We start from the raw sequence: 25556 nt of genomic DNA on the forward strand, positions 1-25556 counted from the left end.
GAGGTGGTTTTATGATCCCCTGTCGGCGACTTGTCGAAGCACCGGTAACAGCACTTGATGAGCGAAAGGAGCACTTGGGGTGGCGCCCACAGGACGTGGGCGCCAGCCGAACCGGGCCAGGAGGGCCCGTTTGAGGCGACCCCAAGGGCCACCGGAGCGAATCATAGTGCTGTCGGTGCGTAGACCGGAGCCAAAGGGGATCATAAACCACCGCTAATGTTTGTTGACACTCTGAGTTCGCCGGAAAAACCGGCGAGCCCAGATTGTTTTTTAACTTGTCAAACTGCTATGGCAGTACCTTAGCCGTTGTTGGTTTTTACTTTGGCGCCGTGATTCCAGGTTAAGGCCATAAAGAAGATGGCCAATACACAGGCGCCCACCAGCATAACAAAACCACCGTCCCAGCCAAACACATCCACCGTTTTGCCAATGGCGGCGTTGGCCATTACCGTACCGCCCATGTAACCAAACAAACCGGTAAAGCCGGCTGCCGTACCGGCAGCCTTTTTGGGCACCAGATCCAGGGCATGCAAACCAATTAGCATAACCGGACCATAAATCAAAAAGCCAATGGCAATTAAGGCCAAGTTATCCACTAACGGGTTGCCGGGCGGGTTAAACCAATATACCAGTACGGCAACGGCTACCCCGATCATAAACACAATGCCTGCCGGCGCACGGCGGCCCCGGAAAACTTTATCGCTTAACCAGCCACAGAGAATGGTACCGGGAATACCGGCGTACTCATAAAGGAAATAGGCCCAGCGTGAACTGTTGTGGCTGAAGTCTTTAACTTCCGTCAGGTAAGTGGGCGCCCAATCTAATACGCCGTACCTTACCAGGTAAACAAAAACGTTAGCCAGTGCAATGTACCATAAGAACTTGTTATTTAAGACATACTTAAATAATATCTCTTTGGCTGACAGCTCCCGTTCCAAATCACTGCCGGCATGCTCAGCGGGATACTCATTTTTATATTCTTCAATAGGCGGCAAACCGCAGGATTGGGGTGTGTCGCGTACTGTCAAAATAATAAACACAGCCACTGCTAAAGCAATTATGGCAGGAAAATAAAACACACTGTGCCAGTCAACAAACAGCAAAATGCCCAGGCTGGCCAAAGGCCCAATAATGCCGCCCCCCACGTTGTGTGCCACATTCCAAACTGCCACCTTGGTGCCACGTTCCGACACCGAATACCAGTGAGTCATGGTACGACCGCAAGGCGGCCAACCCATCCCCTGTACCCAACCGTTGGCAAACATCAAGGCGTACATTACAGCCACGGTTGAAGTGGCCCAGGGCACTGCACCATACATAATGCTGATCAAGGCAGAGAACATCAAACCTGCCGCCATAAAGTAACGGGGGTTTGAGCGGTCTGAAAAAACGCCCATAACAAACTTACTTAAACCGTAAGAAATGGCCAGAGCAGACATAACCCAACCCAACTCGGCTTTGGTAAACCCTTCTTGAACCAGGTAAGGCACGGCCAGGGAAAAGTTCTTTCTGACCAGGTAATAACCGGCGTATCCAACAAAAATACCAATAAATACTTGCCGGCGCAATCTGGCATATTCGTATAACTTCGTATAATGTATGCTACTACGAAGTTATCCGCCGGCAATCTTTCAATATGGGGAGCCGGTTTTAAAATATCCAGCAGACTCATGCCGCCGATACCTCCTATTTTGTTGTTAACAGAGCGCGCTGCTGTTAACAAAATTATCACAAAAATCTAACCATAGGGGTATCGGGGAAATCCATGATTCTGCTGTAGGATTTTTTCTTACAGGTCAGTTTTATCCAGCAAGCCGTGGTTAAAGGCATACTCAATCAGCTGGTTTTTCCGGCTAAAACCAAGCTTCTGCATTAACCTGGCTTTATATGTTTCCACCGTCTTAACGCTGAGGGACAGCAGTTGGCCGATCTCAGTCAGGGAATAGCCTTTGACAATTAATCTCAGTACCTCCCTCTCCCGGTTACTTAATAACTGAAAGGGGTCCTGTTGCTGCTGCTGCTGACCAGACAGCAAAAAGCGAAGCAAGGGCTGCACTTTATTACGGTTAAGATATAGCTGCCCCTGGAAAGCTGTTTTCACAGCCGCCAGCAGTTCGGTATCCACAGCCTCTTTTTCCACATAGGCCAGGGCACCCGCCTGCATAACTTCTTTAATGTAGTGTTCGTCACCGTACATGGAAAAAACCACAATGCGCACCGGGATACCCCTGGCTTTAATTTCTTTAATGCACTGCAAACCACCCATCCTGGGCATGGCCAAATCAATAATTAAAACATCTACCGGCACTTGTTCCAAAAGACGGATGGTTTCTTCACCGTCCCCGGCCTCCGCCACTACCTTAAATTGCGGGTCGGTGTGCAGTAAAAACTTAACCCCGGCTCGCAGAACCGGATGGTCATCAGCCAGCATTACCCGTATCTTCTCGCTCATCGTATCCCCCCTGGTGCGGCAAATAAACTGCCAGTATGGTTTCTCCGGGTACTGAACAAAAGGAAAATTTCCCTCCTAACAATTCGGTTCGTTCTTTCATGCCGTACAATCCCAGGTGATGGCGTTGCCGCAGGGTGGCCAGGTTTGTCCCGCCGGCCCCGCCGCCGTTATCATAAATAACCAGTACTGTGCCTTGCTGCCTGGCTGATAAAACCACCTGTACCTCACTGGCTGCGGCATGTTTGGCAACATTGGTTAAACCCTCTTGCAAAATTCTGTAGAGGGCCAAGGCCGATTGACTGTTAAAAACAACATTTGCCACCGTTGTCTCAAAACTTACCGGCAGGCTGTATTGCTGTGAAAAGTTATTTATATATCTTTCCATGGCCGGCACAATGCCGTGATCATCAAGTATGGGCGGCCGCAGCTCAACGGCAATTCGCTTAACGTCCGCCAACAGGCCCAGCACAATAGACCTGGCTTTGCTAATTATCTCTCCCAATTCTTTTTGGGTAATTTGAATTTGCAGTACCTTCATGTATGCTAACAGCGAGGTGATGGACTGACTTGCCTCATCATGCAGTTCCCGGGAAATGCGCCGTCTTTCATCCTCCTGAACGGTAATCAGTCGCTTAATTAAATAGTCACGCATGGCCTCCTTTTGCTTCAGCTCACTTACCAGGTGCGTGTTTTCTCTCTCCTTTTGCTCCAAAACGGACGCCATTTTGTTAAAAGCAGCGGTCAAGCAGCCAATCTCGTCCTTGGTTTCGCTTTCCACCTTAACCCGGTAGTTGCCCTGTTCAATCTTGCGCACTGCCTGAGCCAGCTTGTAAATTGGGTGGATCAACCGGCTGGTAAGCCTGGTGGCCAGCAGTCCCGCCAAACAGCAAACAGCTATGATACCCAGCATGATTTTTTGAGTAATGCTTTGCAGCAATTGCTGCATCCCCAGTTCGGACATGCCTATCCTGACATAACCCACTTGTCCTTCTTCCACAGGCACCAGCACTTCCCGGATAAATCCTTCATTACTTTCATATCTGATTGCCTGTTTATCATGCAAGTTGCGCAAATTTTTCAGACCTACGGGTAATCCGCCGGCAAAGGAATGAGCAATAACTTGGCCGTTGTAATCGGTAATTAAAATGTATTTTAAATCCCGGGCGTTTTCCCTGGTTTTATTTATCAGCTCGTAAAGATTATAGTAATTCTCCAGCAAAATATCATTAGCGCTTAAAGCGGCTATATAGTTGCCAACCTCCTGGCCCCGCTGCTCCAGCTGCTGTCCAAGCAGTCCCACCACAGCCTGTTTAATGATCATCCAGCCCGCCAGGCTTAAGAGCAAAAGAATACCTATAATAATTCCGTTTACTTTATAATAAAGGCTTATTTGTTTTATAAGTTTCATCGGCGCTAACCTGCCCGGTTATAAATTTTAATTAACGGCTCATATAACTCCGGTTGGGGATTGACAAAACGGTTTATCAGCAAGCCGTTAAGAGTTGGCTGCAAAGCACGCTCATGGTGCAGCTCAAAAAATACTTGCCTGATCCGGGTCTTAAGCAGCGGGTCAAGGTTTTTGCGGATAACCACCGGTCCGGTGGGAAACGACCCAAAGCTGGCAATTATTTTGACTCTTTCAACCTCCTGGGGATTTTTCATGCGGGCATACTCATAAATCATACTGTCTATTGAAGCCCCGTCCACCAGTTTATTGGCCACTGCCCACAAAGACTTGTCATGGTTATAGGTGTAAACGTAACGTTTAAAAAAGGCGGCGGGATCTTTACGATTGTCCAATAAGTACTTGAGAATAATCATGCGGCCTGAGTTGCTCAATGGGTCGGTAAAAGCAAATGTTTTTCCTGCTAAATCTTCAATCCTGGTTGCCTGGCTGTCGGCGGGCACAATAACCAGTGCTTTATACTCACTGTTGCCTTGAAACTCTACCATGGCCAGTATTTCAATTTCGGTGATGCCCCGGTAAGAGCAGTAAGAGCCGGTAGAAGCAAAGGCAATGTCCACCTCGCCGTTGGACAACAGCATATTAACTTCTTCGTAAGTCCTTCTTTGAATTAACGCCACCGGCCTGTTTAACTTTGCACTTAAATAATTGGCTAACTGACGGTAATAAACAATGGTATCTTTGGGTGAAATTACCGAAGCCAGCGCTATACGCAACGGCCTGGACGAGTTTAATGCCGCCTGGTCCGGCTGTTCATGCGCCTCCCTCTGGGTAAAATCAATATACCTTGTCCGGGAGCCGCAACCGGCTACAGCAACTGCGATAAACAAGAACAAAATAAACCAGCAGGATTTTTTCAGCATCATTCTGCCCACCTTTCATCACCTGTCCTGCTAAGCACACTGCCGCTATACAACATTATTTTAACTCCTGAAGAAGCAGGTGTCCAAACTATTGTGCAGCATGGGCAAAAAGAAAACCCCTGACTTTCAGCAGTCAGGGGTGTACATATTTTACACTTTTAACCTGCTAAGTTTTTCCACCCTGTCCTGAATGGGCGGGTGAGTGCTGAACAGCCTGGCCACAGCCGCACCGGATAAAGGATTAACGATAAAGAGGTGGGAAGTGGCCGGGCTAACCTGCATGGGAATACGGTGAGCCGCCGATTCTAATTTTAACAGGGCGTTGGCTAAACCCTGTGGCGAACCGGCAATTTGGGCACCGGTGGCATCTGCCATATATTCCCGCGAACGGGAGATGGCCAGTTGAACAATCATAGCGATAATGGGGGCCACCATAGCCATGATCAGGCCGCCCAGCATGCTGCCGCCTTCTTCTTCATCACTGTTGCGACCCATTCCCAAAATGGCTCCCCACTGCAAAAGGTTGGCAATCATGCTGATGGCTCCGGCCAAGGCAGCGGCAATGGTTCCCACCAGCACGTCGCGGTTTTTAATGTGAGCTAACTCGTGGGCCAACACACCTTCCAGTTCGTCGTGATCTAATAACCGCAAAAGCCCCTCGGTAACCGCCACTGCAGCATGTGAAGGATTACGGCCGGTGGCAAAAGCATTGGGTTGCGGCGAAGGCTGGATGTAAATTCTGGGCATGGGCAACCCGGCCCGCTGGGACAAGCGCCGCACCATGGCATAAAGCTGCGGTGCTTCCGCCTCGGATACCGGGTAAGAACCGGTCATTTTAATGGCCAGGGTATCGCTGTAGAAATAGCCGAAAAAGTTCATGGCCATGGCCATCAGAAAAAACAGCATAGCGCCGCTTTGGCCGCCAATGGCATTGCCCATTAATACCAGCAAAACAGATAGTGTTCCCATTAAAAGCCAAACTTTTAATGTGTTCATAAATTTATCCCCCCTAAAATTAATTATATTAATTAAAACTCATCATCGCCGAAATCCAGAAAACCGTCTAAATCAAAAGCAAACCCGTCAGCCGCTTCTGCTTCACCCATCGCTTCCGCTTCCTCATCATCCAGCAGGTTACCCAGCAAAGCACCGCCCAACATACCTGCCAGCAAGCCTCCCATAAAGCCGCTCCGGCCGGCGCCCAGCAGGTGCTGTGGTACATTCTGATAACTGGGAGCAATGCGCGGACCTTGAACGGATATCCGGTGCAATTCATGTTCCAGGAATTTTTTCAGATGATCAACCATTTCCTGCTGCAGACTGCCGGCAAGCAGTTCCGCCGGCAAAGTTAATTCAGCGTAATGCTCCAGACCGCTTCTCATATAACCGCCGCTTAACTTAAACTGCCAATATATTTTTAAACCGTTATTTTCCACGTAAAAATACAGTTGCAACTCCTGCAGTTGTTCGCTGAACAGGGTTGAGGGGTAAAATGCAAACTGTTGCCCCAATTTATCAATTTTGCCTGAACCGACTTTATCCTTAAATCCCATGGCTTCCAGGCTGTTTAATACCAAAGACATTTCCCGGCTTGGCAGTACCACCAGTTTATCTGCGTCTTCGGCATCCACCGCTTGGGCAATGTCCATCCTGGTAACCAGTGAATATGATACAGAACCTTTGGTTACCGGGTAATTAAACGGTATGGTATGCCCGAAGGGGATTGCCCTGGACTCCCTGGCTTTAATGCAAAAATCCCGGGCTACCTGAATAGTATCCACCCGCCGGCTGACTTCCTTACCTTTAAAGGTAAACTTCATAATAATGTCAACGTCTAAAGTATGAACCGCCTGGTCAACACTTCCTCCTTCAACCATAACCTTACCTGTAAGTTGTTCACCAATCCGGCATTGCTCATAATCCAGCACCAGGTTAACCCTGGCGGCTCCCACTCCCAGGCTGGCCATCAGTTTTTTAAACATGGGCTTTCTAACACCCCTTAATTTACATATTTTAAACAAAAGGTACAGTTTCATTAAAGTAAATAATCAACGATTGAATAACTGCCATACTTTGCATTACCACTTGCTTTGTAATAAGAGCAGCTTGGTTAACATCTTTGCTGTTAACCAGCGGCTGCAGCTGCGCCAGCTGACCTTCCAGCATGCTAAACTGTTCTTTGAGAAAATTTATATTAACAGCCGTTTGATACCTTGACTCCGGCAGCAGTTTTCCGTTATCCCAATTGTCCAGTGTCTGCTTAATTTCCTCCAGCGTATATCTTTGTTTTTTCATGCCTTCAATTATTTTTAAACGCCAGAGAGTATCCTTGGTATAATAACGGTAGTGGCTCTCGGAACGCAACGGCTTTAAGAGGCCCAGATTGGTATAATAATCAATGGTTCTTCTGCTTACCCCGGCCAGTTCTGCTATCTCACCTATTTTATATTTTTTTGCCTCCCCAAGCTAATCACCCCCTCTATTCTTCCCCATTATTCCCGAAAAACCGTACAGTTTAACGTTATGCTTTTTAAGCAATATTATCAGAATTACATAAAAATATCCAGTAGTTTTTTTAATTATTCTTCATGGCCACAATCATGCTGCATACACTGATATAAAATATGCTCGCAGAAAAACTTTTTTATTAGAAAACCCGGTCAGGGAAAGGAATAACATTAATTAACGAGAAAACAATAATAATATGTCACCAGCGAAAGGGTGTTTTGTATGTATTTAAACAACTTATTTGTATTTGGCACTTTGCTGCCGGGTTTGGCTAACTATAAGCGTTTTCTGGAACCCTATAACCCCCAGGTTTTTCCCGCCCGTACCAAAGGGGTGATGTATTACTTGCCCCAAGACGGTTATCCGGTGGTGCTGGACGGGGAGCAAGAAATCAAGGGAGTTATGTTTGTAAGCCGTGAAATGCCCATCATTCTGCCCCAGATTGATGAAATACATAAATTTACCGGCATCGACAGCCAAAGTTACCTGATGCGTGAAATCAGGGACGTGGAGTTGCTTGACGGCGGCCAAGTTGTCAAAGCGCATATGTACCTGTGGCCTCGGAGCAGGGCTCAGTGGCTGCAGGAAAACGGCGTTATTATACCGGACGGTGATTGGGCCGCTTTTCTTGCCAAAAAACAAAGTTAACACAAAGACCGGGTGGCGGCAGGCTGATCCACCCGGTCTTTTTTTGTCTGTATCAAGGTCAAAACCTAATATTTCTGTTCTTTTCAGCAATAATAGATGTAAGAACCTTTTACGAGGTGACAAGAATGAAACAGCCGTTTGGAATGGGTATATTGATAACCTTTGTATTACTGTCTTGTACGTTGTTAACCGGTTGTCCCGGCCCGGAAGCCCAGCCAAAACCGGAAGCCGGGCAAAATATCAGCATCGGCGTCAGTTTGGTTTCTATGGAATTTGACGGCAACCGGAGCATAAAAACCTTTATGCAAGAACGAAGTAAAAAAGAGAAAGTGCAACTGGTGTTCACTGATGCTAAAAACGACCCGGCTCAACAGGAAAAGGATGTGGATAAATTAATTAAACAAAAGGTTAAGGCAATTATCCTGCAAACCGCCGACCCGCTGGCAGGAGCCCAACTGGCTGACAAAATTATGCAAGCCAACATCAAGGTGGTGGGCTTAGAAACCCTGCCCTTTAATGCTCCGCTGGACGGCTATGTGGCCAGTGATCATGTGAGGGCCGGCGAAATGGCAGGACAGTTTGTTCTAAACCAGCTCAATACTCAGAACCAAAGCGGCGGGCAGCAGCAAGGCGGCCAGGGCCAAAGCGGTTCGGGCGGGCAACAGAACAGCCAAAGCGAATCCAATCAGCAGTCGGCCGCCCCAGCCAAAAACAAGGCCAGAGTTTTAATCCTGCAGGGGGATCCCAGTGATAAGCCGTCTCAATTAATTGCCACGGCTGCCCAACAAGTGCTGCAGCAAAGTAAGCAAGTGGCTGAAATTAAAGTGGTCGAACATCCGCAAGGGGACGCAGCCATGGCCCAAATGACGGTGCTCAACGCACTGAAAAGCGGTACGCCGGACGCCATTTTAGCCACCAACGGACCAATGGCACAGGCTGCCGTGTCGGTACTTAGAAGTGAAGGATTAGACAATAAAGTAATTACGGTGGGGGTTGGGGCAGACCGCCAAAATTCCCAAGCACTGGCAGCCGGTCAGCATGATGCGGAAATAGATATCATGCCGGAAATGCTGGCCAATTTCGCCTTGGCGGCTGCTCTGGACCTGGCTGAAAAAGGCGCCTGGAATAATGACAGCCGGGTGCAAAACGGCAATTTTGATATACCTGCTAAAATTGTTCCGGTACGCTTAATTGATAAAAATCAGGTTCACTTATTAGAAGCCCGCTGGGGTAAATTAAAAAAGCAGCAACAGCAGCAAGGACAGCAAGACAGCCAACAAGCAAGCCCGGGCGGCCAACAGTCATCCTCAGGTCAGTCGTCAGGCAGCTCCGGCCAGGAGGGTCAACAAGAAAAGAAAACCAAATTAAAAATAGTCACCCAGGATGGAAAAGTTATGGAAGTAGAGGTTAAAGGAGAAATTCAAAAAATTGAACAATCGGACAGCGGTGGCAAACAGGAAAACCAATCATCTCAACAAGGCGGCAGTCAGGGCGGTCCATAGTAAATTAACCCCGCCCTGCTGTCATCAGAGGGTATTAAAAAATCATATTAATAAAAATTATCCAGTGCCTGTTTAAGTATCTTATATTTTTCATCACTTCTTACCACAAAGGTGATTCTTTTAACAGTATTTAATTGCGGTATCATTTCCTTCAGCGCAGATAAGATTACTTGAACAGCTTCACGAAAGGGATAGCCAAAAGCGCCGGTAGAGATCACCGGACAGGCAACAGAAGCCACCTGGTACTGCTCAGCCAATCTCAAGGCGTTGCGGTAACATTCGGCCAGCAGGCGGTCTGCCGGTTCATCCCTGCCATATACCGGTCCCAGGCAATGGATGACATAGCGGTTGGGAAGGTTGTGAGCGCCGGTTATTACCGCCTGTCCGGGCTTAATGGGAGCCAGGGGACGGCATTCTTCCACCAGACCCGGACCGGCCGCCATATGAATGCAACCGGCTACCCCGCCGCCCGGCCTTAACCAGGCATTGGCTGCATTTACCACCGCATCATATCCCTTCTGGGCGGCAATATTGCCTTTCACACAGTCCACGGTAATGCCGGACAATGTCTTTTTCAACTTAATTAACCCCTCCCGAAACTTTTTATATTTAATCGTCACCCGCTCCTTGCACCTGCATTAATCCACCGGACAAAGCCACTCGCCCATTCAACACTTGATTAATTAATGGTACTTCTTCATTTTTTTAACTAACCCTTCTCTTTCCTTTGTAAGTTTTATAAAAAATGTTAATATTTTCCCACATTATAACAAATGCCCCTGGCACAGCCAGGGGCAGCCGGTTAACAACCTAAGGTGAATGTTTATCCTATTGCAATGCTTTTTCTAAAATCTGGTTCATGCGCTGCACCATGGCCCTGGGGTCAACAATTAAACCGGCGGCAATCAAGGCGTTGTCAAACAATTGTTCTGCCGCCAACCGGGCGAAGGAATCCTTCTGACCTGCCAGCCGGCTTAAGCCCTTAATCACCGGATGAGCGGTATTAATCTCCAGCACTTTCGGACCAATGGCATTAATATCGCGGTTCATTACCTGCATCATTCTCTGCAGGCTGCCGGTCAGGTGATCAGGGTTTAAAATAATGGCCGGACTACCGGTAAGACGGGTTGATTCTCTTACCTCCGTCACTTTTTCCCCTAACACTTCTTTAAGCCACTCTATTAACTCCTTCACCTGCTCAGGATTCAAAACATCTCCCTCAGGTTTTGGGGTAGCCGGTAAGGCCAGGCCGGCCTGGTCAATGGAAACCAGTTTTTTCCCCTCATACTCACCCAGTTGGCTGAGAATATAATCCTCCACCGGTTCGTGAGTAAACAGCACTTCAATATCCTGATCCCGGAATACTTCCAGATAGGGACTGGCTTCAATAACTTCCCGGCTGGGCCCGTTAATAAAGTAGATTTCCTTTTGCCCCTCTTTCATTCTTGCTGCATAATCCTGCAGGGAGACCTGTTCTCCGTCCGCCGCCCGCGAAGAAGCAAACCTCAACAACCCTACCAACTCTTTGCGGTAAGTATAATCGGTGGCTGCTCCTTCTTTGATAAACATACCAAAGTTGTTCCAAAATTCCTTGTATTTTGCCGGCTCGCTTTTAGCTTGTTCCTGCAAAAATTTAAGGAAGCGAGAAGTAATCACCTTGCGCAGCTTGGCCAGCAGTGAGCTGTCCTGCATGGTTTCCCGGGAAATGTTCAGCGGCAGTTCTTCACTGTCTACCACACCCTTAACAAACCGCAGCCATTCGGGCAGGATGTCTTTGGCTTGCTGCTGGATTAGCACCTTGCGGCAATACAGGTTAACCCCGGGCTCCAGCCGGCCGAAACCAAAACGTTCAAAATTATCTTTGGGCACAAACAGCAAAGCGTTAATGTTTAAGGGCGCATCGGCGCTGAAATGCAGACGCAGCAGCGGCTCGTCATAGGCGTTGGCCAGATATTTATAAAACTCAGTGTATTCTTCGTCTGTAATTTCATTTTTGTTTTTGGTCCAGATGGCTTGCACCGTATTTACCCTGGTGCCGTTCAATAAAACGGGAAAAGGCACAAAGCCGGAATATTGCTTAATAATTCTTTTTACCACCGCTTCCCGGGCAAACTCCCGGGCATCTTCTTTTAAATGCAGGGTTATGCTGGTTCCCCGGCGCAAACCCGTTGCTTCAGCAATGGTATAACTGCCGGCGCCGTCCGAAGACCACTGCCAGCCGGCAGCCTGGGGCAGGTATGAACGGGTGGCCACCGTCACCTGTTCGGCCACCATGAAGGCAGCGTAAAACCCTACCCCAAAGCGGCCGATTAAATTCACATCACGCCCCTCGCCTGCCGCCACATATTTAAGAAAGTTTCTGGAACCGGAGTGAGCAATGGTGCCCAGGTTTGTTATCAGTTCTTCCCTGGTCATGCCGATGCCGGTATCTGAAATTGTTAAGGTATGATTATTTTCATCCAACTGAATGGCTATCTCCAGAGGCAGGTCTGCATCCGCAATCTCCTGGCTGGTTAACTTTTGATAGCGGATTTTTTCCAGTGCATCGGCAGCATTGGAAATAAGCTCCCGCAGGAAAATTTCCCGATCAGTATAAAGAGAATTAATGACAATATCCAACAGTTGTTTTACTTCGGCTTGAAATTCATATTTTTCGTGATTGGCTGGCCCTGTCATTTGCATACCTCCTGCCTGATGTGAAATATTCCCATTTAATAATATAGAAGGGGCTATGCCGCTTGTCAACCAGACCGGCTGCATAGCCCACTTTTATTTAGGAAATTGTAAAGGAATGGCTGCCCATCCCTGTCAGGCCACCTCCCCGCTGCCCCGGATAATCACCTTTACCTTTACCTTAATAATGCTGTTACAGAAGTGTTCGTCCCAATCCTGCCGAACCAGGTCCGGCCACTTGGCTCGGGCATATTTGCCTAATAATATGGCATCCACCCGGTACTTACACTGTAAATCCTCCAGCATGCTCCGGCATTTTCCCTCAATATAACGGGCCAGGGCCGCCTCCGCCAGCTTAATGTTTTCTTCTTTGCCGGCAAACTGAAAACCGACCAGACTTTCAATTATTTCTCCCGCCAGTTTTACTTCGATCTCAAAGTAAGGTACGCCGTCAACCAACTTGGCTTTTACCGAGCGGCTGTTAGTGCCTTCAAAGGTCAATTTTTTCTGGTTTCCTGCCTGGTCTACCAATTCAAAGGTTATATCCCCGGTGGATTTTTCTCCCCGCAGCCAGGTTACAGCCCGCATCTCATCCTTATTAACCATGGCCACCATCCGATACCCCTTAAAAATGGCCGCTCCCGCCACTTCTATTTTATTTTGCCCATGTATCCGCAGCACCGGCAGCACCGGGTTAAAGCCGGGGGTAATGACACATATGCGAAAGTCATGCAAAGCCATATCCGGAATAAAATTGCTCCGGTCGGCATTTTTCAGAAGTTCTATAATATTCTGACCGACGGTTTGGTAATGCACCGGTTTAATCTGCAAAACATCCCTGGCCAGGCCGTCAACCACCGCCAGTTTCATCAGTTCGCTAAACTGCGGGTTGCGAAACATGTAGTCAAACACTTCCCTGGTACCCCGAACGGCTAAATCCCTGCCGATTAACAGGGTGTTCAGGTCGCCGATGGCCAGCCGGCGGGCCAATTTATTACCCTTGTCAATACGGGTTTCACCAACGGTATCCCCTTCCATGACCAGTATATCTGAATGTTCCTTGGCCATGCGGGCAAAGACCGGATAGTTTACGGATGCAACTAATTTCCCCTCACCCTGCTTTTCTATATAATCATAACCGGCCGTAAAGGGAATATAAAGGTCCTTTACATCAGCGGCATCCCAGCAGCCGCCTATAACCAGGCTGATGATTAATAAAAGCAGCACCCTGACAGGTCTAGGTATTGGCATAGTTTTTATCACCGTCCAGGCCGCGCCAACGGGCAATTATCAGCAGCAACAGGGGCACCCCCAGCATGTAGGCCATGCCCACAAAACTCACATAGGTGCTGTAATCCAGCACTTGCTCAAAGTTCCTGGGCAGCAAGCAAGCAAATAATATGAACGGATACATAATTAGCGTGGTAACAGCCGGCGCCTTTACACCCAGGATTTTTTCCAGGGAATAACGACCGGTAAACAGTAAATTGGCAGCCGGCCGAAAGGAAACAAACACCCAGAAAATAATAAAAAAGAATTCTCCCCGTTCCACCACCGGAGTTTGGTAGGTTTTAATCAAAACCATAAAACCAAACCTGATTAAGTTGCTGACATCCGGCCCAAAAACTCCCATCACTGTAACTACAATCATTAAATAAATCACAAAAACAATGCCTAAAGCTGTGATACCGGCCTTAATTATTTCATTTTTGCGCTGTACCAATGGGTAATACACCAGCAGTATTTCCAGTCCTAAAAAGGCGAACATCGTCTTATAAGCACCCTTTAAAATTTGCTCCCAACCCGCCTCACCTACAGGCTGGAAAAAAGTGATGTCAATTTGCGGCATAGCCCCCACTGCAAAGGCTATCAAAAGTAAAGATTCGTAGAACATTAACTCATTAACCCGTACCACCACCTGGGCGCTCTGGGAGGCCAGATATGCTGCCACAAAAATTATCAGCCCGCCCAACGCCCACACCGGCGTAAGCGGAAAAAAATAAATTTTCAGGATGTCCACAAATATCCTGATAACAATACCGGCAAAAACAAGGGTATAAAGGACAAATATCAAAGCCAGCAGTTTGCCCGGCCATTTGCCAATGATTTTTTCTGCATATTCGGCAAAGGTTAACCGGGGAAATCTGCTGCCGATTAAATTAATAGTGAACAACCCCAGCAAGGGTACCAAAGCGCCGATAATAAGCGAAATCCAGGCGTCCTGCCTGGCTTCCCGGGCCACAGTGGAAGTAAGGGTGAGAATACCCACCCCGATCAAGGCGCTGATTATGGTAAAAATCAACTGCTTACTGGTAATCAGGTTGTTTTCATTGCTCATGCCTATGCTCCTGCGGGCTGTCGCTTATCCTTTGCTTATCTGCCGTATTAAAGGTTACCGGGCGCTTTTTATGCTGCCAAATCCGGGAAACCACCAGAGTATCGCCCAGGTCTGCATACCGGGTGGGAGCCAGCGGGGCCAGGTAAGGCACCCCGAAACTTTCCAGGGAAACCAGGTGAATAATTAAGACCAGCCAGCCCACAGCGATACCCAGGGCGCCAAAAACAGCCGCCAAAAATATCAGGGGAAATTTAATCAGGCGGATTGCCAGGGCCATGCTGTAACTGGGAAAAACAAAGGAACTGATGGTGGCCAGGGATACCATGACAACAATTAAGGGGCTCACCAATTTGGCGGAGATTACCGCCTGACCGATTACAATACCGCCCACCACGCCGAGGGACTGGCCTACGGTGGAGGGCAGGCGCAGGGCAGCCTCACGCAGAATTTCTATCACCATTTCCATAAACATGGCTTCCACCAGCGGCGTAAAGGGCAACTCTTCCCTTTCTTTGGCCACCGCCAGCAGCAAGTCACTGGGCAGCAGTGAATGGTTATAGGTAATCAAGGCAATATAAATTGCCGTCAGAGTGGTGGTAATGACAAAGGCCAGGTACCTGACCAGCCTCGCCACCGAACCTACAATGGTGCGTTCATAATAATCTTCCGCACCCTGCATAAACTGGATAAACACCGCCGGCACCACCAGGGTGTAAGGTGTGCCGTCCACCAGGATAGCCACCCGTCCCTCCAGCATATTGGCCACCACTTTATCCGGCCGTTCGGTGCCATAGGTTTGCGGAAACAAACTATAAGGACGGTCTTCAAAATGTTTTTCCAGGTACCCCGAACCCAGCACCGCATCTATGTCAATTTGCGAGATGCGGCGGCGGACTTCCTGCACCAGCTTCGGATCCGCAACATCTGATAAATAGGTAATTACCACCTTGGTGCGGCTGCGCCGGCCCAGCAGGGCAGCTTCCATAATTAAATTCGGAGATTTAAGTTTACGCCGGATAATGGCCATATTCACCGCAATGTCTTCAATAAATCCTTCCCGGGAACCCCGCACGGTCCGTTCGGTGGGCGGTTCCTGGATGGCCCTTCGGGTGCCGCCTTTGGTGCCAATAAGCAAAGCACACCGGCAATCCGCCAGCAGCAAAACACTTTTACCCAGCAGCACTTCCGCCAGGATATCAGATATTGCGCAAGCAACAGCGGCTGTCTGGGCTGATAAAACTTTCTCGGCAATATACTGCAAAGCGGCTGTGCCCGGCCGGGGTATTTCTGTTGCTTGCTGCAGCTTGGCTAAAACTTCCTTTTGAATGACATCTGTATCAACAATACCCTCAATATAAATCAATACCGCCGGTGTGCCGGCAACTAAAACTTTACGCCGGACAATATCAACACTGCCGCCCAGTCCCTGAAAAACCGTATCTTCATCTTCGGCCAAGCGGCCGCTTAGGGTATCGCCCCGGTCAGCCCGGTTAATAATTTTAGCCTGTTGGGTTTTTTTGGGTTTCTTCCATTTACCAAAAACATTTTTTAATGACATTTTCCCACCTGCCTCAAATTATCTTTCCATAAGTGACAAATGTTTATGCAGCAAGCGCATAATATGCCAATTATGCCATACTTTTTTATAGACAACCGGGGTGCCTTTTGTTATAATCAATACGGAATCAGATATAGTCCTCAACGTGTTGTACCAAATTTTGGTACAAGGATTTTAAGCTAACGGGGGGGGTAGCTTTTTTTAAGGCTACCCCTCTTTCTTTTTGCCTGTTAACAGGAGGTGAATAAGTTTGTAAGTTTCAATTGACAATAATTAATTATATTTTTTGAAAGGAGTGTATAAGTGTGGATAAGCAATTTATTTTGGCCTCTGTAATTTTTGTTATCACCTATGCCTTTATTGTTTCCGAAAAACTGCCCCGTACGGTGGTGGCTCTGGCCGGGGCCATGCTGGTGCTGTTCACCGGCATTGTCACCCAGGATAAAGCCATTCACTATATTGACTGGAACACCATTGGGCTGCTGGTGGGTATGATGATCATTGTATCCATTACCCGGCGAACCGGCGTTTTTGAGTACCTGGCTGTAAAGTCGGCCGTGGCCGCCAAGGGTGACCCTTTAAAACTGCTGGTTTTACTGGCAACCATTACAGCAGTGGCCTCTGCCTTGCTGGATAATGTCACAACTGTTTTGCTCATTGTGCCGGTAACCTTTTCTATTTGCCGCCAGCTGCAAGTAAATGTCGTTCCCTTCCTGGTTACCGAAATTATGGCCAGTAATATCGGAGGGACCGCCACATTGATCGGCGACCCGCCCAATATTATGATCAGCGGCCCTGCCGGCTTATCCTTTATGGATTTTATTTATAATTTGGCACCGGTGGCTGCGGTGGTTTTCCTTGTTACCATCGCTATTTTACGGTTAATTTACCGCAAAGACCTGCAGGCAGACCCCCAGCGGATGGCTGCCATTACCGCACTTAACCCGTTAGATGAAATAAAAGATGCCAAGTTGCTGAAAAAATCCTTGATTGCCCTGTCTTTAACGATCGGCGGTTTTGCCCTGCACAGCATTATTCACATGCCTACCGCCACCATAGCCCTGGGCGGTGCTGTCTTGCTGCTGCTCATGACCAGGGAGGAGCCCGAGCATGTGCTGGAAACTGTGGAGTGGCCCACTATTTTCTTCTTTGTCGGTTTGTTTATTGTGGTCGGCGGTTTGGAAGAATCCGGCGTAATTCACTGGATTGCCGAATCGGCGCTGCATATTACAGGTGGTGAAATTCTTTCCACCGGTCTGTTGATTTTATGGTTGTCTGCCCTGGCCTCCGCCTTTGTCGATAATATTCCCTTTGTGGCTACCATGATTCCGTTGCTGCAGCAAATGGGCCAGATGGGTGGCATTGCCAATCTGGATCCGCTCTGGTGGTCGCTGGCCCTGGGTGCTTGCCTGGGTGGCAACGGGTCGCTGGTGGGGGCTGCCGCCAACGTGATTGTGGCCGGCATGGCCGAAAAGAGAGGTACCCCCTTAAGCTTCCTGGGCTTTATGAAAATTGCTTTTCCCTTGATGATTCTTTCCATCGCAATAAGCACCGTTTACCTGCTGCTGTTCTACTTGCGCTAACGTTACCAAGAGCCGGGTTTTCCCGGCTCAAACTGTTGACAAAGGTTGTAAAACAAAGTGAGGTGGCTTTATGATCCCCTGTCGGCGACTTGTCGAAGCACCGGCAACAGCACTTGATGAGCGAAAGGAGCCATTGGGGTGGCGCCCACAGGACGTGGGCGCCAGCCGAACCGGGCCAGGATGGCCCGTTTGAGGCGACCCCAAGGGCGACCGGAGCGAATCATAGTGCTGTCGGTGCGTAGACCGGAGCCAAAGGGGATCATAAACCACCAATAGTGTTTGTCTACACGCTGAGCCGGGTTGTCCCGGCTCTTTTTGATGCAAGGTTAAAGAATATTTTTCAGCTGCAAAGACTCTTTCTCGGGCAGGTGCAGGATCATTAAGTTTAATTCAGACAGCTGCGCCAGTGAATGTACCCGATCCCCGGCTGCCAGATACTCCTTTGCCTTCGCCAGCGAAAATTCAATATTATCTATCTCCTGATGATCCAGTACCGCCGGCCACCAGCTGCCGATTTGCCGCCACTTCTGCTCCAGTTCGGCAATCTGCTTGTTGGCCTGCAGCCAGTCAGACTGTTTTACCTCCCGGCTGATTAACTGTACATGACCGGATAACTCCTGGGCTGCCTCGGTTATTGAATGATTTATCCACAGCCCCATGACCACCAACAAAACAATCATTATTGATAAAGCGGCCAGCAATCTCATCACAATTCCCCTTTCCGGATTTTTTCAAGCTGTCCTGGTTTTTACCTGGTAAAAAAGATTGCCCTCGGTATCCAGGCTGGCCAGCAACACCTGTTTCAAGTCCCCGATGCCGAATTTCTGCAGCTCCGTTTGCAGCCATTCCCGGCTCAGGTTAATTTTTTTCAGATTTTGCTCGAATACATAGCCGTCAATAATCAGGGTCATCGGAATGCCTTCATATTTGGTAGGGATGTTAAGATCGGCGGGTATCACCGGCCTTTTTTGCGACTTTGGCACCACGCTGATCTCGCCGCTGGTTTCCAGGATGGCATATTCCACGTCCGCAATATTAGGGAAGTTTTTTGTCCGCAGCTGCTCCAGCAAATCGTTAATATTATAGCGCAGCCTTCTAAGCTCCGCCTCCACTATTTTGCCGTTTGCCACCAGGATGCTGGGGGTGCCGCAAACGACACCTCTTAACCGCTCACTTTTTAAAGCCCCAAAAGAAATAGCCACCTCCACAAAGAGTAAGGTAAGTATGGGAATAATACCACTGAGCAGCGGTATGCCGATGTCTTCCATGGGAACTGCTGCCAAATCGGCAATCATAACAATTATTACCAGTTCATAGGGCTGCAGCTTGCCGATTTGCCGCTTACCCATTAACCGCAGGGCAACCACCACCAAGGCAAATAATATCAGCGTCCTGATTAAAGTAATAATCATCAAAATCACCCTCACACTAACAAGATATATACATTATTTCCATCACCCACCTGTATATGCACAAATTTCCTAATAGCTCATTTAATTCACATTACTTAATTTTGTGTTAAAAACTAAAGCTCCGGGCATGCTAACAAAGGAGTTTTATTGATAAGTCAAGGAGGTAATAAAATGACTGTAGCATCCCAAGTTAAACAGGCCCTGGCCGGACTGAAAACCGCCCAGGCCAGTCTGGAATCCTTTGCTTTGCAAACCCAAAACCAGCAGGCCAAAGATTTGTATACCCAGGCCGCCCAGCAAACCCAAGCCATTATTGACAGCCTGGAGCCCCGTATGCAGCAAATTGAACAGGAAGAACCCCAATATAAAGGTTTCTAACCGCAAGAACCGGGTCTTACAACACCCGGTTCTTGCACAAAATAAGCCTTAAGAGGTGATTGGCTTGACAGTGGCAGCCCAGGTTAAGCAAACTATTGCCGGTTTAAAAGGGACCCAGGCCACCCTGGAGACATTCTGTGCTTTTGAAACTAATCCGGCCAACAAGCAGTTATTGGATAAAAATTGTCAACGGCTGGGCCAGGTAATTGAGGCGCTGGAAAACAGGGTCAGGGTGCTGGAGTATGAAGAACCGCAATACAAAGGCCTTTAGTTTTTTTAAGAGGAGGCGTTTTAAATGCCCGAATGGCTTGCAGTTATAGGGCGTTCCCTGGGTTTTCTGGCCTTGGTTTGGCTGCTGCTAAGATTGACGGGAAAAAGACAAATCTCCCAGCTTACCCTGTTTGACCTAGTCACAGTTATTGTGATTGGCGTAACTGCCGCTGCCCTATCTCTGCATATGATTGCTAATCCCGTTGACGGGCTGGCCGTACTGGCCGTTTGGACTCTGCTGCCTGCCATTCTTTACCTGCTGGCGATAAAATATAAGTCTCTCCGGGACCTGATCATGGGCAAAGAAACAATTCTCATTAACCACGGTAAAGTTTTAGAGGATAAGTTAATGGAAGCCCGTTTTACGCCGGAGGACTTGTTAAGCAAATTGCGTCAAAAAAATGCCTTTAAAGTGGCAGATGTGGAATTTGCTGTGTTGGAGCCCAACGGTGAAGTCAGTGTCATGTTGAAAAAACAACACCGGCCGGTTACCGCGGCAGCCCTGGGTTGGCAAGTAAACCAAGAAAGCGTCCCCCAAACCGTCATGTTGGACGGTGTTATTATAGACGAGCATTTGACAGCCTTGGGGCTGAACCGCAACTGGCTGCAGGCTGAATTGGAGAAGGCCGGTGTGGCACCCGAAAACGTTTTTATTGCCCAGGTGGATGCGGCAGGACAGCTTTATTTGGATTTATTTGACGATGCCATACATGTGCCACAGCCTAAAACAAAGGATTTGGCTTATGCCACCCTAAAAAAATGCCAGGCTGATTGTGAGATGTATGCCCTGGGCACCCGGCTGCCTAAGGCTAAAGCAATATACAGCCGGTGCGCTGAACAACTGGATGCGGTAATTTCAGAATTAAAACCTTTGCTTAAAAGGTAAGGGGTGACAACAGATGTCAAACAAGCAAAAGAAAAAGCTTACCATTACCCAACAAGAGTACCAGGCCTTTGCAAAAACCCGGGAACCTCAACGCCCGGTACTGGCCAATACAGTAAAGGCTTTTGTGGCGGGCGGCTTTATTTGTGCACTGGGGCAGGGGGTCGCCGATTTTTTCATCTGGAACTTTGACTTTACAGAAAAAACTGCAGGCAATCCTACTGTGGCAGTTCTTATTTTTATTTCGGTAGTCTTAACCGCCCTGGGGGTGTACGATCATCTGGCCCAGTGGGCCGGTGCCGGTACAGCCGTGCCGGTGACCGGTTTTGCCAACAGTATTGCTTCTGCTGCCATTGAACACCGCAGCGAAGGCTATGTCCTGGGGGTAGGCGGCAATATGTTCAAGCTGGCCGGTTCCGTCATTGCCTTTGGCGTCTTTGCGGCCTTTGTGGTATCCTTGGTCAGAACATTATTTACTATGTCAGGGGGATCCTAGCATGCTGCAGGGACACCAAACATGGATTTTCCCCAATCAACCTACCCTGTTGTCCACCGGTACCGTAGTAGGCCCCTTTGAAGGCAAGGGGCCCCTGGCAAATGATTATGATATCATCCACGGTGATTTATGGCTGGGCCAGGACAGCTACGAAAAAGCCGAGCAAAAAATGTTGGAAGAAGCTATAGAAATTGCCATTCGTAAAGCAGGCTTGCAAAAGCAGGACATTCATTTTTTCCTGGGCGGTGACTTATTAAACCAAATTATTTCCAGCAGTTTTGCCGCCCGCAGCCTGGCTGTACCTTACCTGGGGCTGTTCGGCGCCTGTTCCACCTCCATGCAAAGCCTGGCACTGGGAGCCCTGCTGGTGGACAGTAAAGCTGCCCGGTATGTGTTATGCGGTACGGCCAGCCATAATCCGGCCGTAGAGAAACAATTCAGGTACCCCACTGAATACGGCGCCCAGAAACCCCCTACCGCCCAGTGGACGGCCACCGCAGCCGGGGTTGCCCTGGTGGGCCCCGGCGGTGACGGCCCCAGGATTACTTCGGCCACAATCGGCAGGGTGGTGGACATGGGGTTGCAGGATCCCTTCAATATGGGGGCTGCCATGGCTCCGGCAGCAGTGGACACACTGACAACTCATTTCAGGGATCTTGGCATCTCGCCTTCCCATTATGACTTGATCGCCACCGGCGACCTGGCCCGCGTGGGACATCAAATTGCCAGAGATCTGTTAATAAAACACGGCCTGGAAATTCCTGAAGAAATTTTTACCGATTGCGGGATTTTAATTTACGGGCCGGAACAACCGGTTATGGCCGGGGGCAGTGGTTGCGGCTGTGCAGCCGCCGTAACTTTTGGCCATATCATAAACAAAATGAAACAAGGCGAACTTAACCGGGTCCTGATAGTGGCCACCGGTGCTCTGCTGTCTCCTTTATCTTATCAGCAAAAAGAAAGTATACCCTGCATCGCACACGCTGTGGCCATGGAGTATTACTAGGGGGGATCGCTCTTGGAAACTTATTTCTGGGCCTTTGTGGTGGGCGGACTCATTTGTGTGCTGGGCCAGCTGTTAATGGATGTGGGCAAGCTCACCCCGGCCCACACCATGAGTTTGCTGGTGGTAACAGGAGCTGTATTAGGGGGCCTGGGGCTGTACGAACCCCTGATTGATTTTGCCGGTGCCGGTGCCACTGTTCCTATTACCAGTTTTGGCAATTCCCTGGTGCACGGCGCACTGGCAGAAGCAGAAAGAACCGGCCTGGTGGGCATCCTGACCGGCATTTTTGAAGTAACCAGCGCCGGCATTTCGGCCGCTATTATTTTTGGATTCCTGGCTGCTCTGCTGGTTCGCCCCAGAGGTTAACAAATCCCGGTAAATAAAGGTGAGATCATGAAAACCGTATTAAAAATATTCTTATTATTTTTATTGTGCCTGTCCCTGACCGGCTGCCAAACCACACCCGGTAAAAAACCCGAGGTTAATACAGGCTGCCAGGCGGCAGAATGTAACCCGGAGCTGGCTGAGCAGGCTAAGCAAGCCGCCCTGTCAGTTAAGGGAGTAGAAGATGCCGTGGTAGTGGCGGTGAATAAAAACATTTCTGCTGCCATAAAGGTTACCGGCTTTAACCGTTTAAAGCTGCAATCTATCGAACAAGAAGTGCACCGTAAGATTGCCGGCCTTGATCAACAATATGAAGTCCATGTAACATCAGACAAAAAATTATTTTCGCAACTGCAGGCCATTGAAAAGCAAATTAAAGCTTCTCCGGACAGGCCGGCTGCCGATCTGCTGCCCCGGTTGGAAAAAATTAATCAAGCCATGCAGGGTTAAGGGAGGCTGTCGCCTCCCCGAAAATTTTTATTAAACTATTTATTTTTTTCGCTATAATAGAAGGATAATTCATAATTATATGGAAATTAGTTAATAAAAATAAATAGGAAAGGTCGGGTGAGGATTATGCAATTACAACTGCAAACAAATTCCTACCGGTCGGCTGGTCAAATTTTATCAAATAATCCCCTTTTAAGGGAAGTTGAAGAGATTTTATTAGGACAGCATTTTGATTTTTCTGCCCTGTCCCGTTCTCAATTCAACCAAACACTGGGGGAACTCTTTAAAAATCACGGCTGGCAGCATATTCCCTCACCCTTTCACGAGCCGGTCAACCCCATGGCAGCCATCGAATTAACCAAACAGCACATTGGCCTGGAAATTGGTTTTCGTCATATTTCCCTGCTGGGGCATAACCTGCTTAAGTTTCAATTGTCTTCTTCCCATCATTGGGATAAAATTGATGTGGGCATTTTTATTGTTACAACAAAAAAGTTTCAAAAACAAATCTATCATCATTACAGGCACAATTGGACAGGTGCCATGAATTTTGAAAAGGCAGACCGCTACCTGCGGCACTTCAAAACCCATTTGCAGTTGCCCATATATTTGGTGGGGATTGATGTGGCTTAGCCCGCCGCCCGAGCAAAATGCCCGTACCGTAAGGAACGGGCGTTTTTGTTAAATAACGGCCGTTCCTGGGCAAGCTACAACTACAATTTTTTTAAAAGAGGCGATGGTTTTGCAGTTTAAAATTGCATTAGGTCAAATGGAAGTCCGGCCAGGCCGTCCGGACATTAACACCCAAACTATGCTGGAAATGATTAATCAAGCCCGGCGTGACGGAGCCGAAGTGATTATTTTCCCGGAAATGTGTATTCCCGGTTACCTGCTGGGCGACACCTGGGAACAGCCATCCTTTCTCAGGGACTGTGAAGAATACGGTTTGGAAATCAGCAAGGCATCAGACCGGATTACCGTGTTGTTTGGCAATGTAGGGGTGGACTGGCAAAAAACCGGCGAAGACGGCCGGGTGCGCAAATATAATGCTTTTTTCGTGGCCCGGGACGGCAAATTTTGGGGCGGCGACAACTTCCCCTACCCTTTCCGTATCAAAACCTTACAGCCCAATTACCGGCAATTTGACGACGACCGTCATTTTTACAGCCTGCGCAAACTGGCCCTGGAGTTGGGCAAAACACCGGAAGAACTTTTAACCCCGGTTTACCTGCCACTGCCCAACGGCCGGCTGGGCCTTGGTTGCCTGCTGTGCGAAGACGGCTGGGCAGCAGATTACAGCACCAAACCTATTCCTGCCATAATGAATAAAGGCAGCGTTAACCTGCTTATCAACATTTCCAGTTCTCCTTTTACGCTGGGCAAAAACAACAAGCGGAACCGGGTTTTTGCTGAGCAGGCACGAGCTGCCGGCGTGCCGTTAATTTATGTTAATAACGTGGGCATCCAAAATAACGGCAAGACAATTTATACCTTTGACGGCTCCAGTACGGTATATAATAAAAACGGTGAGGTAATTTACTGCAGCCGGCCGTCCTTTAAGCCAAACCTTGATTTAGTGGAGCTAGACCTGGCAAACGGCGGCACAAATTTACCGGCCCTGGACGTTCCGGCGGACGATAACGTCAGCTTCATCTACCAGGCCTTGCATTACGGCATTCAAAAGTTCACTGCCGCCATTGGCATGCGCAAAGTGGTCATCGGCATTTCCGGCGGCATTGACTCGGCCGTCTCTGCCGCCCTATATGCCAAAGCCATCGGACCGTCGAATCTTTTGCTGGTCAACATGCCCAGCCGCTATAACTCACCAACCACCCGCCAATTAGCCCGGCAGCTGGCTGAAAATTTAGGTTGTTGTTATACAGTTTTACCTATTCAGGAATCGGTGGACTACACCGTTAAACAAATTGAAAGCACACCGGTTATTAACCCGGCTACCGGTGAAAAATTTGCCCTTCAAATAACCTCTTTTATGTCCGAAAACATACAGGCCAGGGATCGCTCAGCCAGGGTGCTGGCCGCAGTGGCAGCCGCCTTTGGCGGAGGATTCACCTGCAACGCCAACAAAGCGGAAACGACGGTGGGTTATTCCACCCTGTACGGCGACCAGGCAGGATTTTTAGCTGCCATTGGGGATCTCTGGAAACACCAGGTTTATGATTTGGCCCGCTATCTCAACCGGCATGTATACGGGCGAGAAGTTATACCCAAGGGTATTATGGATATTGTTCCCAGCGCTGAACTCAGTTCTGACCAGGACGTTGAGGCGGGCAAGGGTGATCCTATTGCCTACCCGTACCATGATTACCTGTTTCGTTCCTTTGTCCAGCGGTGGGATAAAGCCACCCCGGAAGACATCCTGCAATGGTATGAGCAGGGTATTTTGGAAGCAAAACTGGGCTGCCGGCCGGGGCTGGTACAACAACTGTTCCCGACACCCCGGCAATTTATTGACGACCTGGAACGCTGGTGGAACCTGTTTAACGGCCTGGGTGTCGCCAAACGAATCCAGGCGCCGCCTATTCTGGCAGTCAGCCGGCGCGCCTTCGGCTTTGATCACCGGGAAGCCCAGAACGGCGTTTATTATACCCGGCGGTACCGGCAGTTAAAACATAAATTGCTGAGCGTGTAGACAACGGTTAGCCAACTGCCGGGTTGATGCTGCCTTG

Annotated in this window: 27 protein-coding genes and 2 pseudogenes; 12 read left to right on the forward strand and 17 right to left on the reverse strand. The window is 48.7% G+C overall.

Annotation, left to right across the window (positions count from 1 at the left end; all coding sequences use genetic code 11):
- Positions 1–9: 9 nt before the first annotated feature.
- The 9 genes and pseudogenes from DESHY_RS13440 to DESHY_RS14835 all read right to left on the reverse strand — a co-directional run.
- Positions 10–204 carry a hypothetical protein gene (locus DESHY_RS13440; protein ID WP_072866155.1) on the reverse strand — a complete coding sequence of 65 codons (195 nt, stop codon included), beginning with the start codon at positions 202–204 and terminating at the stop codon, positions 10–12.
- Between the two features lie 95 nt (positions 205–299).
- Positions 300–1672: pseudogene (glpT, locus tag DESHY_RS02285) on the reverse strand (glycerol-3-phosphate transporter).
- A gap of 117 nt (positions 1673–1789) precedes the next feature.
- A complete protein-coding gene (locus DESHY_RS02290) occupies positions 1790–2452 on the reverse strand; it encodes a response regulator (RefSeq protein WP_008410121.1) in 663 nt (220 codons plus the stop codon).
- On the reverse strand, positions 2421–3860 hold the full coding sequence (locus tag DESHY_RS02295; RefSeq protein ID WP_008410122.1) for a histidine kinase: 1440 nt from the start codon (positions 3858–3860) through the stop codon (positions 2421–2423). The genes DESHY_RS02290 and DESHY_RS02295 overlap by 32 nt, the downstream gene beginning before the upstream one ends.
- A 5-nt stretch (positions 3861–3865) precedes the next feature.
- Positions 3866–4780 carry a substrate-binding domain-containing protein gene (locus tag DESHY_RS02300; protein ID WP_048817804.1) on the reverse strand — a complete coding sequence of 305 codons (915 nt, stop codon included), beginning with the start codon at positions 4778–4780 and terminating at the stop codon, positions 3866–3868.
- A 150-nt stretch (positions 4781–4930) separates the two neighbouring features.
- The gene (locus DESHY_RS02305) at positions 4931–5776 is read right to left on the reverse strand and encodes a zinc metalloprotease HtpX (protein WP_008410124.1); all 846 of its coding nucleotides are present in this window, start codon (positions 5774–5776) and stop codon (positions 4931–4933) included.
- A 32-nt stretch (positions 5777–5808) separates the two neighbouring features.
- Positions 5809–6762, reverse strand: coding sequence for a sporulation protein (locus DESHY_RS02310; RefSeq protein WP_008410125.1), 954 nt, complete (start codon positions 6760–6762; stop codon positions 5809–5811).
- Positions 6763–6793: 31 nt separating this feature from the next.
- Positions 6794–7075, reverse strand: coding sequence for a MerR family transcriptional regulator (locus DESHY_RS02315; protein ID WP_235695501.1), 282 nt, complete (start codon positions 7073–7075; stop codon positions 6794–6796).
- Positions 7076–7084: 9 nt separating this feature from the next.
- Positions 7085–7222, reverse strand: a pseudogene (locus tag DESHY_RS14835) (MerR family DNA-binding transcriptional regulator); the annotation flags it as partial.
- 288 nt (positions 7223–7510) lie between these two features.
- Here DESHY_RS14835 and DESHY_RS02320 point away from each other — a divergent pair.
- Together DESHY_RS02320 and DESHY_RS02325 are read left to right on the forward strand one after the other, a co-directional pair.
- Positions 7511–7936, forward strand: a complete 426-nt coding sequence (locus tag DESHY_RS02320) for a gamma-glutamylcyclotransferase family protein (RefSeq protein ID WP_008410127.1) — start codon at positions 7511–7513, stop codon at positions 7934–7936.
- A 125-nt stretch (positions 7937–8061) separates the two neighbouring features.
- Entirely contained in the window at positions 8062–9438 is a 1377-nt protein-coding gene (locus DESHY_RS02325) for a sugar ABC transporter substrate-binding protein (RefSeq protein ID WP_008410128.1), read from the forward strand.
- A 47-nt stretch (positions 9439–9485) separates the two neighbouring features.
- On the opposite strand, the gene DESHY_RS02330 is transcribed toward DESHY_RS02325, so the two are convergent.
- The 5 genes from DESHY_RS02330 to DESHY_RS02350 all read right to left on the reverse strand — a co-directional run bounded on the left by DESHY_RS02330 (position 9486) and on the right by DESHY_RS02350 (position 16007).
- Positions 9486–10016 (reverse strand): macro domain-containing protein, encoded by a 531-nt coding sequence (locus DESHY_RS02330; RefSeq protein ID WP_008410129.1) that lies wholly within the window; start codon positions 10014–10016, stop codon positions 9486–9488.
- A 250-nt stretch (positions 10017–10266) separates the two neighbouring features.
- Entirely contained in the window at positions 10267–12114 is a 1848-nt protein-coding gene (gene htpG, locus DESHY_RS02335; protein WP_008410130.1) for a molecular chaperone HtpG, read from the reverse strand.
- Between the two features lie 132 nt (positions 12115–12246).
- Positions 12247–13362 (reverse strand): Ger(x)C family spore germination protein, encoded by a 1116-nt coding sequence (locus tag DESHY_RS02340; RefSeq protein ID WP_008410131.1) that lies wholly within the window; start codon positions 13360–13362, stop codon positions 12247–12249.
- Positions 13349–14449, reverse strand: coding sequence for a GerAB/ArcD/ProY family transporter (locus DESHY_RS02345; RefSeq protein WP_008410132.1), 1101 nt, complete (start codon positions 14447–14449; stop codon positions 13349–13351). The genes DESHY_RS02340 and DESHY_RS02345 overlap by 14 nt, the downstream gene beginning before the upstream one ends.
- The gene (locus DESHY_RS02350) at positions 14439–16007 is read right to left on the reverse strand and encodes a spore germination protein (protein WP_008410133.1); all 1569 of its coding nucleotides are present in this window, start codon (positions 16005–16007) and stop codon (positions 14439–14441) included. The genes DESHY_RS02345 and DESHY_RS02350 overlap by 11 nt, the downstream gene beginning before the upstream one ends.
- 299 nt (positions 16008–16306) lie before the next feature.
- On the opposite strand from DESHY_RS02350, the gene DESHY_RS02355 reads away from it, so the two are divergent.
- Positions 16307–17590 carry an ArsB/NhaD family transporter gene (locus DESHY_RS02355; protein WP_143147779.1) on the forward strand — a complete coding sequence of 428 codons (1284 nt, stop codon included), beginning with the start codon at positions 16307–16309 and terminating at the stop codon, positions 17588–17590.
- Positions 17591–17658: 68 nt separating this feature from the next.
- On the opposite strand, the gene DESHY_RS13445 is transcribed toward DESHY_RS02355, so the two are convergent.
- From DESHY_RS13445 to DESHY_RS02365, 3 genes are all read right to left on the reverse strand, one after another.
- The gene (locus tag DESHY_RS13445) at positions 17659–17853 is read right to left on the reverse strand and encodes a hypothetical protein (protein ID WP_008410135.1); all 195 of its coding nucleotides are present in this window, start codon (positions 17851–17853) and stop codon (positions 17659–17661) included.
- 63 nt (positions 17854–17916) lie between these two features.
- Positions 17917–18297 (reverse strand): DUF4363 family protein, encoded by a 381-nt coding sequence (locus tag DESHY_RS02360; RefSeq protein ID WP_008410136.1) that lies wholly within the window; start codon positions 18295–18297, stop codon positions 17917–17919.
- A 24-nt stretch (positions 18298–18321) separates the two neighbouring features.
- The gene (locus DESHY_RS02365; RefSeq protein ID WP_008410137.1) at positions 18322–19002 is read right to left on the reverse strand and encodes a YetF domain-containing protein; all 681 of its coding nucleotides are present in this window, start codon (positions 19000–19002) and stop codon (positions 18322–18324) included.
- Positions 19003–19173: 171 nt separating this feature from the next.
- Between DESHY_RS02365 and DESHY_RS02370 the strand changes: the two genes are divergently transcribed.
- The 9 genes from DESHY_RS02370 to nadE all read left to right on the forward strand — a co-directional run bounded on the left by DESHY_RS02370 (position 19174) and on the right by nadE (position 25519).
- Positions 19174–19380, forward strand: coding sequence for a DUF1657 domain-containing protein (locus tag DESHY_RS02370; protein ID WP_008410138.1), 207 nt, complete (start codon positions 19174–19176; stop codon positions 19378–19380).
- A 64-nt stretch (positions 19381–19444) separates the two neighbouring features.
- Positions 19445–19651: a DUF1657 domain-containing protein gene (locus DESHY_RS02375; protein WP_008410140.1), complete on the forward strand. Its 207-nt coding sequence runs from the start codon at positions 19445–19447 to the stop codon at positions 19649–19651.
- A 24-nt stretch (positions 19652–19675) separates the two neighbouring features.
- Complete coding sequence (locus DESHY_RS02380; protein WP_008410142.1) at positions 19676–20536, forward strand: DUF421 domain-containing protein; 861 nt, start codon at positions 19676–19678, stop codon at positions 20534–20536.
- A gap of 13 nt (positions 20537–20549) precedes the next feature.
- Positions 20550–21029, forward strand: coding sequence for a stage V sporulation protein AC (gene spoVAC / locus DESHY_RS02385; RefSeq protein ID WP_008410144.1), 480 nt, complete (start codon positions 20550–20552; stop codon positions 21027–21029).
- 1 nt (position 21030) lies between these two features.
- A complete protein-coding gene (gene spoVAD, locus DESHY_RS02390; protein WP_008410146.1) occupies positions 21031–22035 on the forward strand; it encodes a stage V sporulation protein AD in 1005 nt (334 codons plus the stop codon).
- A 12-nt stretch (positions 22036–22047) separates the two neighbouring features.
- Positions 22048–22401, forward strand: a complete 354-nt coding sequence (spoVAE, locus tag DESHY_RS02395; RefSeq protein ID WP_008410148.1) for a stage V sporulation protein AE — start codon at positions 22048–22050, stop codon at positions 22399–22401.
- A 27-nt stretch (positions 22402–22428) separates the two neighbouring features.
- Positions 22429–22869, forward strand: coding sequence for a YhcN/YlaJ family sporulation lipoprotein (locus DESHY_RS02400; RefSeq protein WP_008410150.1), 441 nt, complete (start codon positions 22429–22431; stop codon positions 22867–22869).
- Between the two features lie 126 nt (positions 22870–22995).
- Positions 22996–23502, forward strand: coding sequence for a BglII/BstYI family type II restriction endonuclease (locus DESHY_RS02405; protein ID WP_048817806.1), 507 nt, complete (start codon positions 22996–22998; stop codon positions 23500–23502).
- A 103-nt stretch (positions 23503–23605) separates the two neighbouring features.
- Complete coding sequence (nadE, locus tag DESHY_RS02410) at positions 23606–25519, forward strand: NAD(+) synthase (protein ID WP_048817807.1); 1914 nt, start codon at positions 23606–23608, stop codon at positions 25517–25519.
- Positions 25520–25556 lie beyond the last annotated feature (37 nt).

This window comes from Desulforamulus hydrothermalis Lam5 = DSM 18033, assembly GCF_000315365.1.
Lineage (GTDB): Bacteria > Bacillota > Desulfotomaculia > Desulfotomaculales > Desulfotomaculaceae > Desulfotomaculum > Desulfotomaculum hydrothermale.

Excerpts from the sequence above, each read along its gene's own strand:
- DESHY_RS13440 (WP_072866155.1), bottom strand. The coding sequence starts at position 204 with ATGATCCCCTTTGGCTCCGGTCTACGCACCGACAGCACTATGATTCGC.
- DESHY_RS02290 (WP_008410121.1), bottom strand. The coding sequence starts at position 2,452 with ATGAGCGAGAAGATACGGGTAATGCTGGCTGATGACCATCCGGTTCTG.
- DESHY_RS02295 (WP_008410122.1), bottom strand. The coding sequence starts at position 3,860 with ATGAAACTTATAAAACAAATAAGCCTTTATTATAAAGTAAACGGAATT.
- DESHY_RS02300 (WP_048817804.1), bottom strand. The coding sequence starts at position 4,780 with ATGCTGAAAAAATCCTGCTGGTTTATTTTGTTCTTGTTTATCGCAGTT.
- DESHY_RS02305 (WP_008410124.1), bottom strand. The coding sequence starts at position 5,776 with ATGAACACATTAAAAGTTTGGCTTTTAATGGGAACACTATCTGTTTTG.
- DESHY_RS02310 (WP_008410125.1), bottom strand. The coding sequence starts at position 6,762 with ATGTTTAAAAAACTGATGGCCAGCCTGGGAGTGGGAGCCGCCAGGGTT.
- DESHY_RS02315 (WP_235695501.1), bottom strand. The coding sequence starts at position 7,075 with ATGAAAAAACAAAGATATACGCTGGAGGAAATTAAGCAGACACTGGAC.
- DESHY_RS02320 (WP_008410127.1), top strand. The coding sequence starts at position 7,511 with ATGTATTTAAACAACTTATTTGTATTTGGCACTTTGCTGCCGGGTTTG.
- DESHY_RS02325 (WP_008410128.1), top strand. The coding sequence starts at position 8,062 with ATGAAACAGCCGTTTGGAATGGGTATATTGATAACCTTTGTATTACTG.
- htpG (WP_008410130.1), bottom strand. The coding sequence starts at position 12,114 with ATGACAGGGCCAGCCAATCACGAAAAATATGAATTTCAAGCCGAAGTA.
- DESHY_RS02340 (WP_008410131.1), bottom strand. The coding sequence starts at position 13,362 with ATGCCAATACCTAGACCTGTCAGGGTGCTGCTTTTATTAATCATCAGC.
- DESHY_RS02345 (WP_008410132.1), bottom strand. The coding sequence starts at position 14,449 with ATGAGCAATGAAAACAACCTGATTACCAGTAAGCAGTTGATTTTTACC.
- DESHY_RS02350 (WP_008410133.1), bottom strand. The coding sequence starts at position 16,007 with ATGTCATTAAAAAATGTTTTTGGTAAATGGAAGAAACCCAAAAAAACC.
- DESHY_RS13445 (WP_008410135.1), bottom strand. The coding sequence starts at position 17,853 with ATGATCCCCTTTGGCTCCGGTCTACGCACCGACAGCACTATGATTCGC.
- DESHY_RS02360 (WP_008410136.1), bottom strand. The coding sequence starts at position 18,297 with ATGAGATTGCTGGCCGCTTTATCAATAATGATTGTTTTGTTGGTGGTC.
- DESHY_RS02365 (WP_008410137.1), bottom strand. The coding sequence starts at position 19,002 with ATGATTATTACTTTAATCAGGACGCTGATATTATTTGCCTTGGTGGTG.
- DESHY_RS02370 (WP_008410138.1), top strand. The coding sequence starts at position 19,174 with ATGACTGTAGCATCCCAAGTTAAACAGGCCCTGGCCGGACTGAAAACC.
- DESHY_RS02380 (WP_008410142.1), top strand. The coding sequence starts at position 19,676 with ATGCCCGAATGGCTTGCAGTTATAGGGCGTTCCCTGGGTTTTCTGGCC.
- spoVAC (WP_008410144.1), top strand. The coding sequence starts at position 20,550 with ATGTCAAACAAGCAAAAGAAAAAGCTTACCATTACCCAACAAGAGTAC.
- spoVAD (WP_008410146.1), top strand. The coding sequence starts at position 21,031 with ATGCTGCAGGGACACCAAACATGGATTTTCCCCAATCAACCTACCCTG.
- DESHY_RS02400 (WP_008410150.1), top strand. The coding sequence starts at position 22,429 with ATGAAAACCGTATTAAAAATATTCTTATTATTTTTATTGTGCCTGTCC.
- DESHY_RS02405 (WP_048817806.1), top strand. The coding sequence starts at position 22,996 with ATGCAATTACAACTGCAAACAAATTCCTACCGGTCGGCTGGTCAAATT.
- nadE (WP_048817807.1), top strand. The coding sequence starts at position 23,606 with ATGGTTTTGCAGTTTAAAATTGCATTAGGTCAAATGGAAGTCCGGCCA.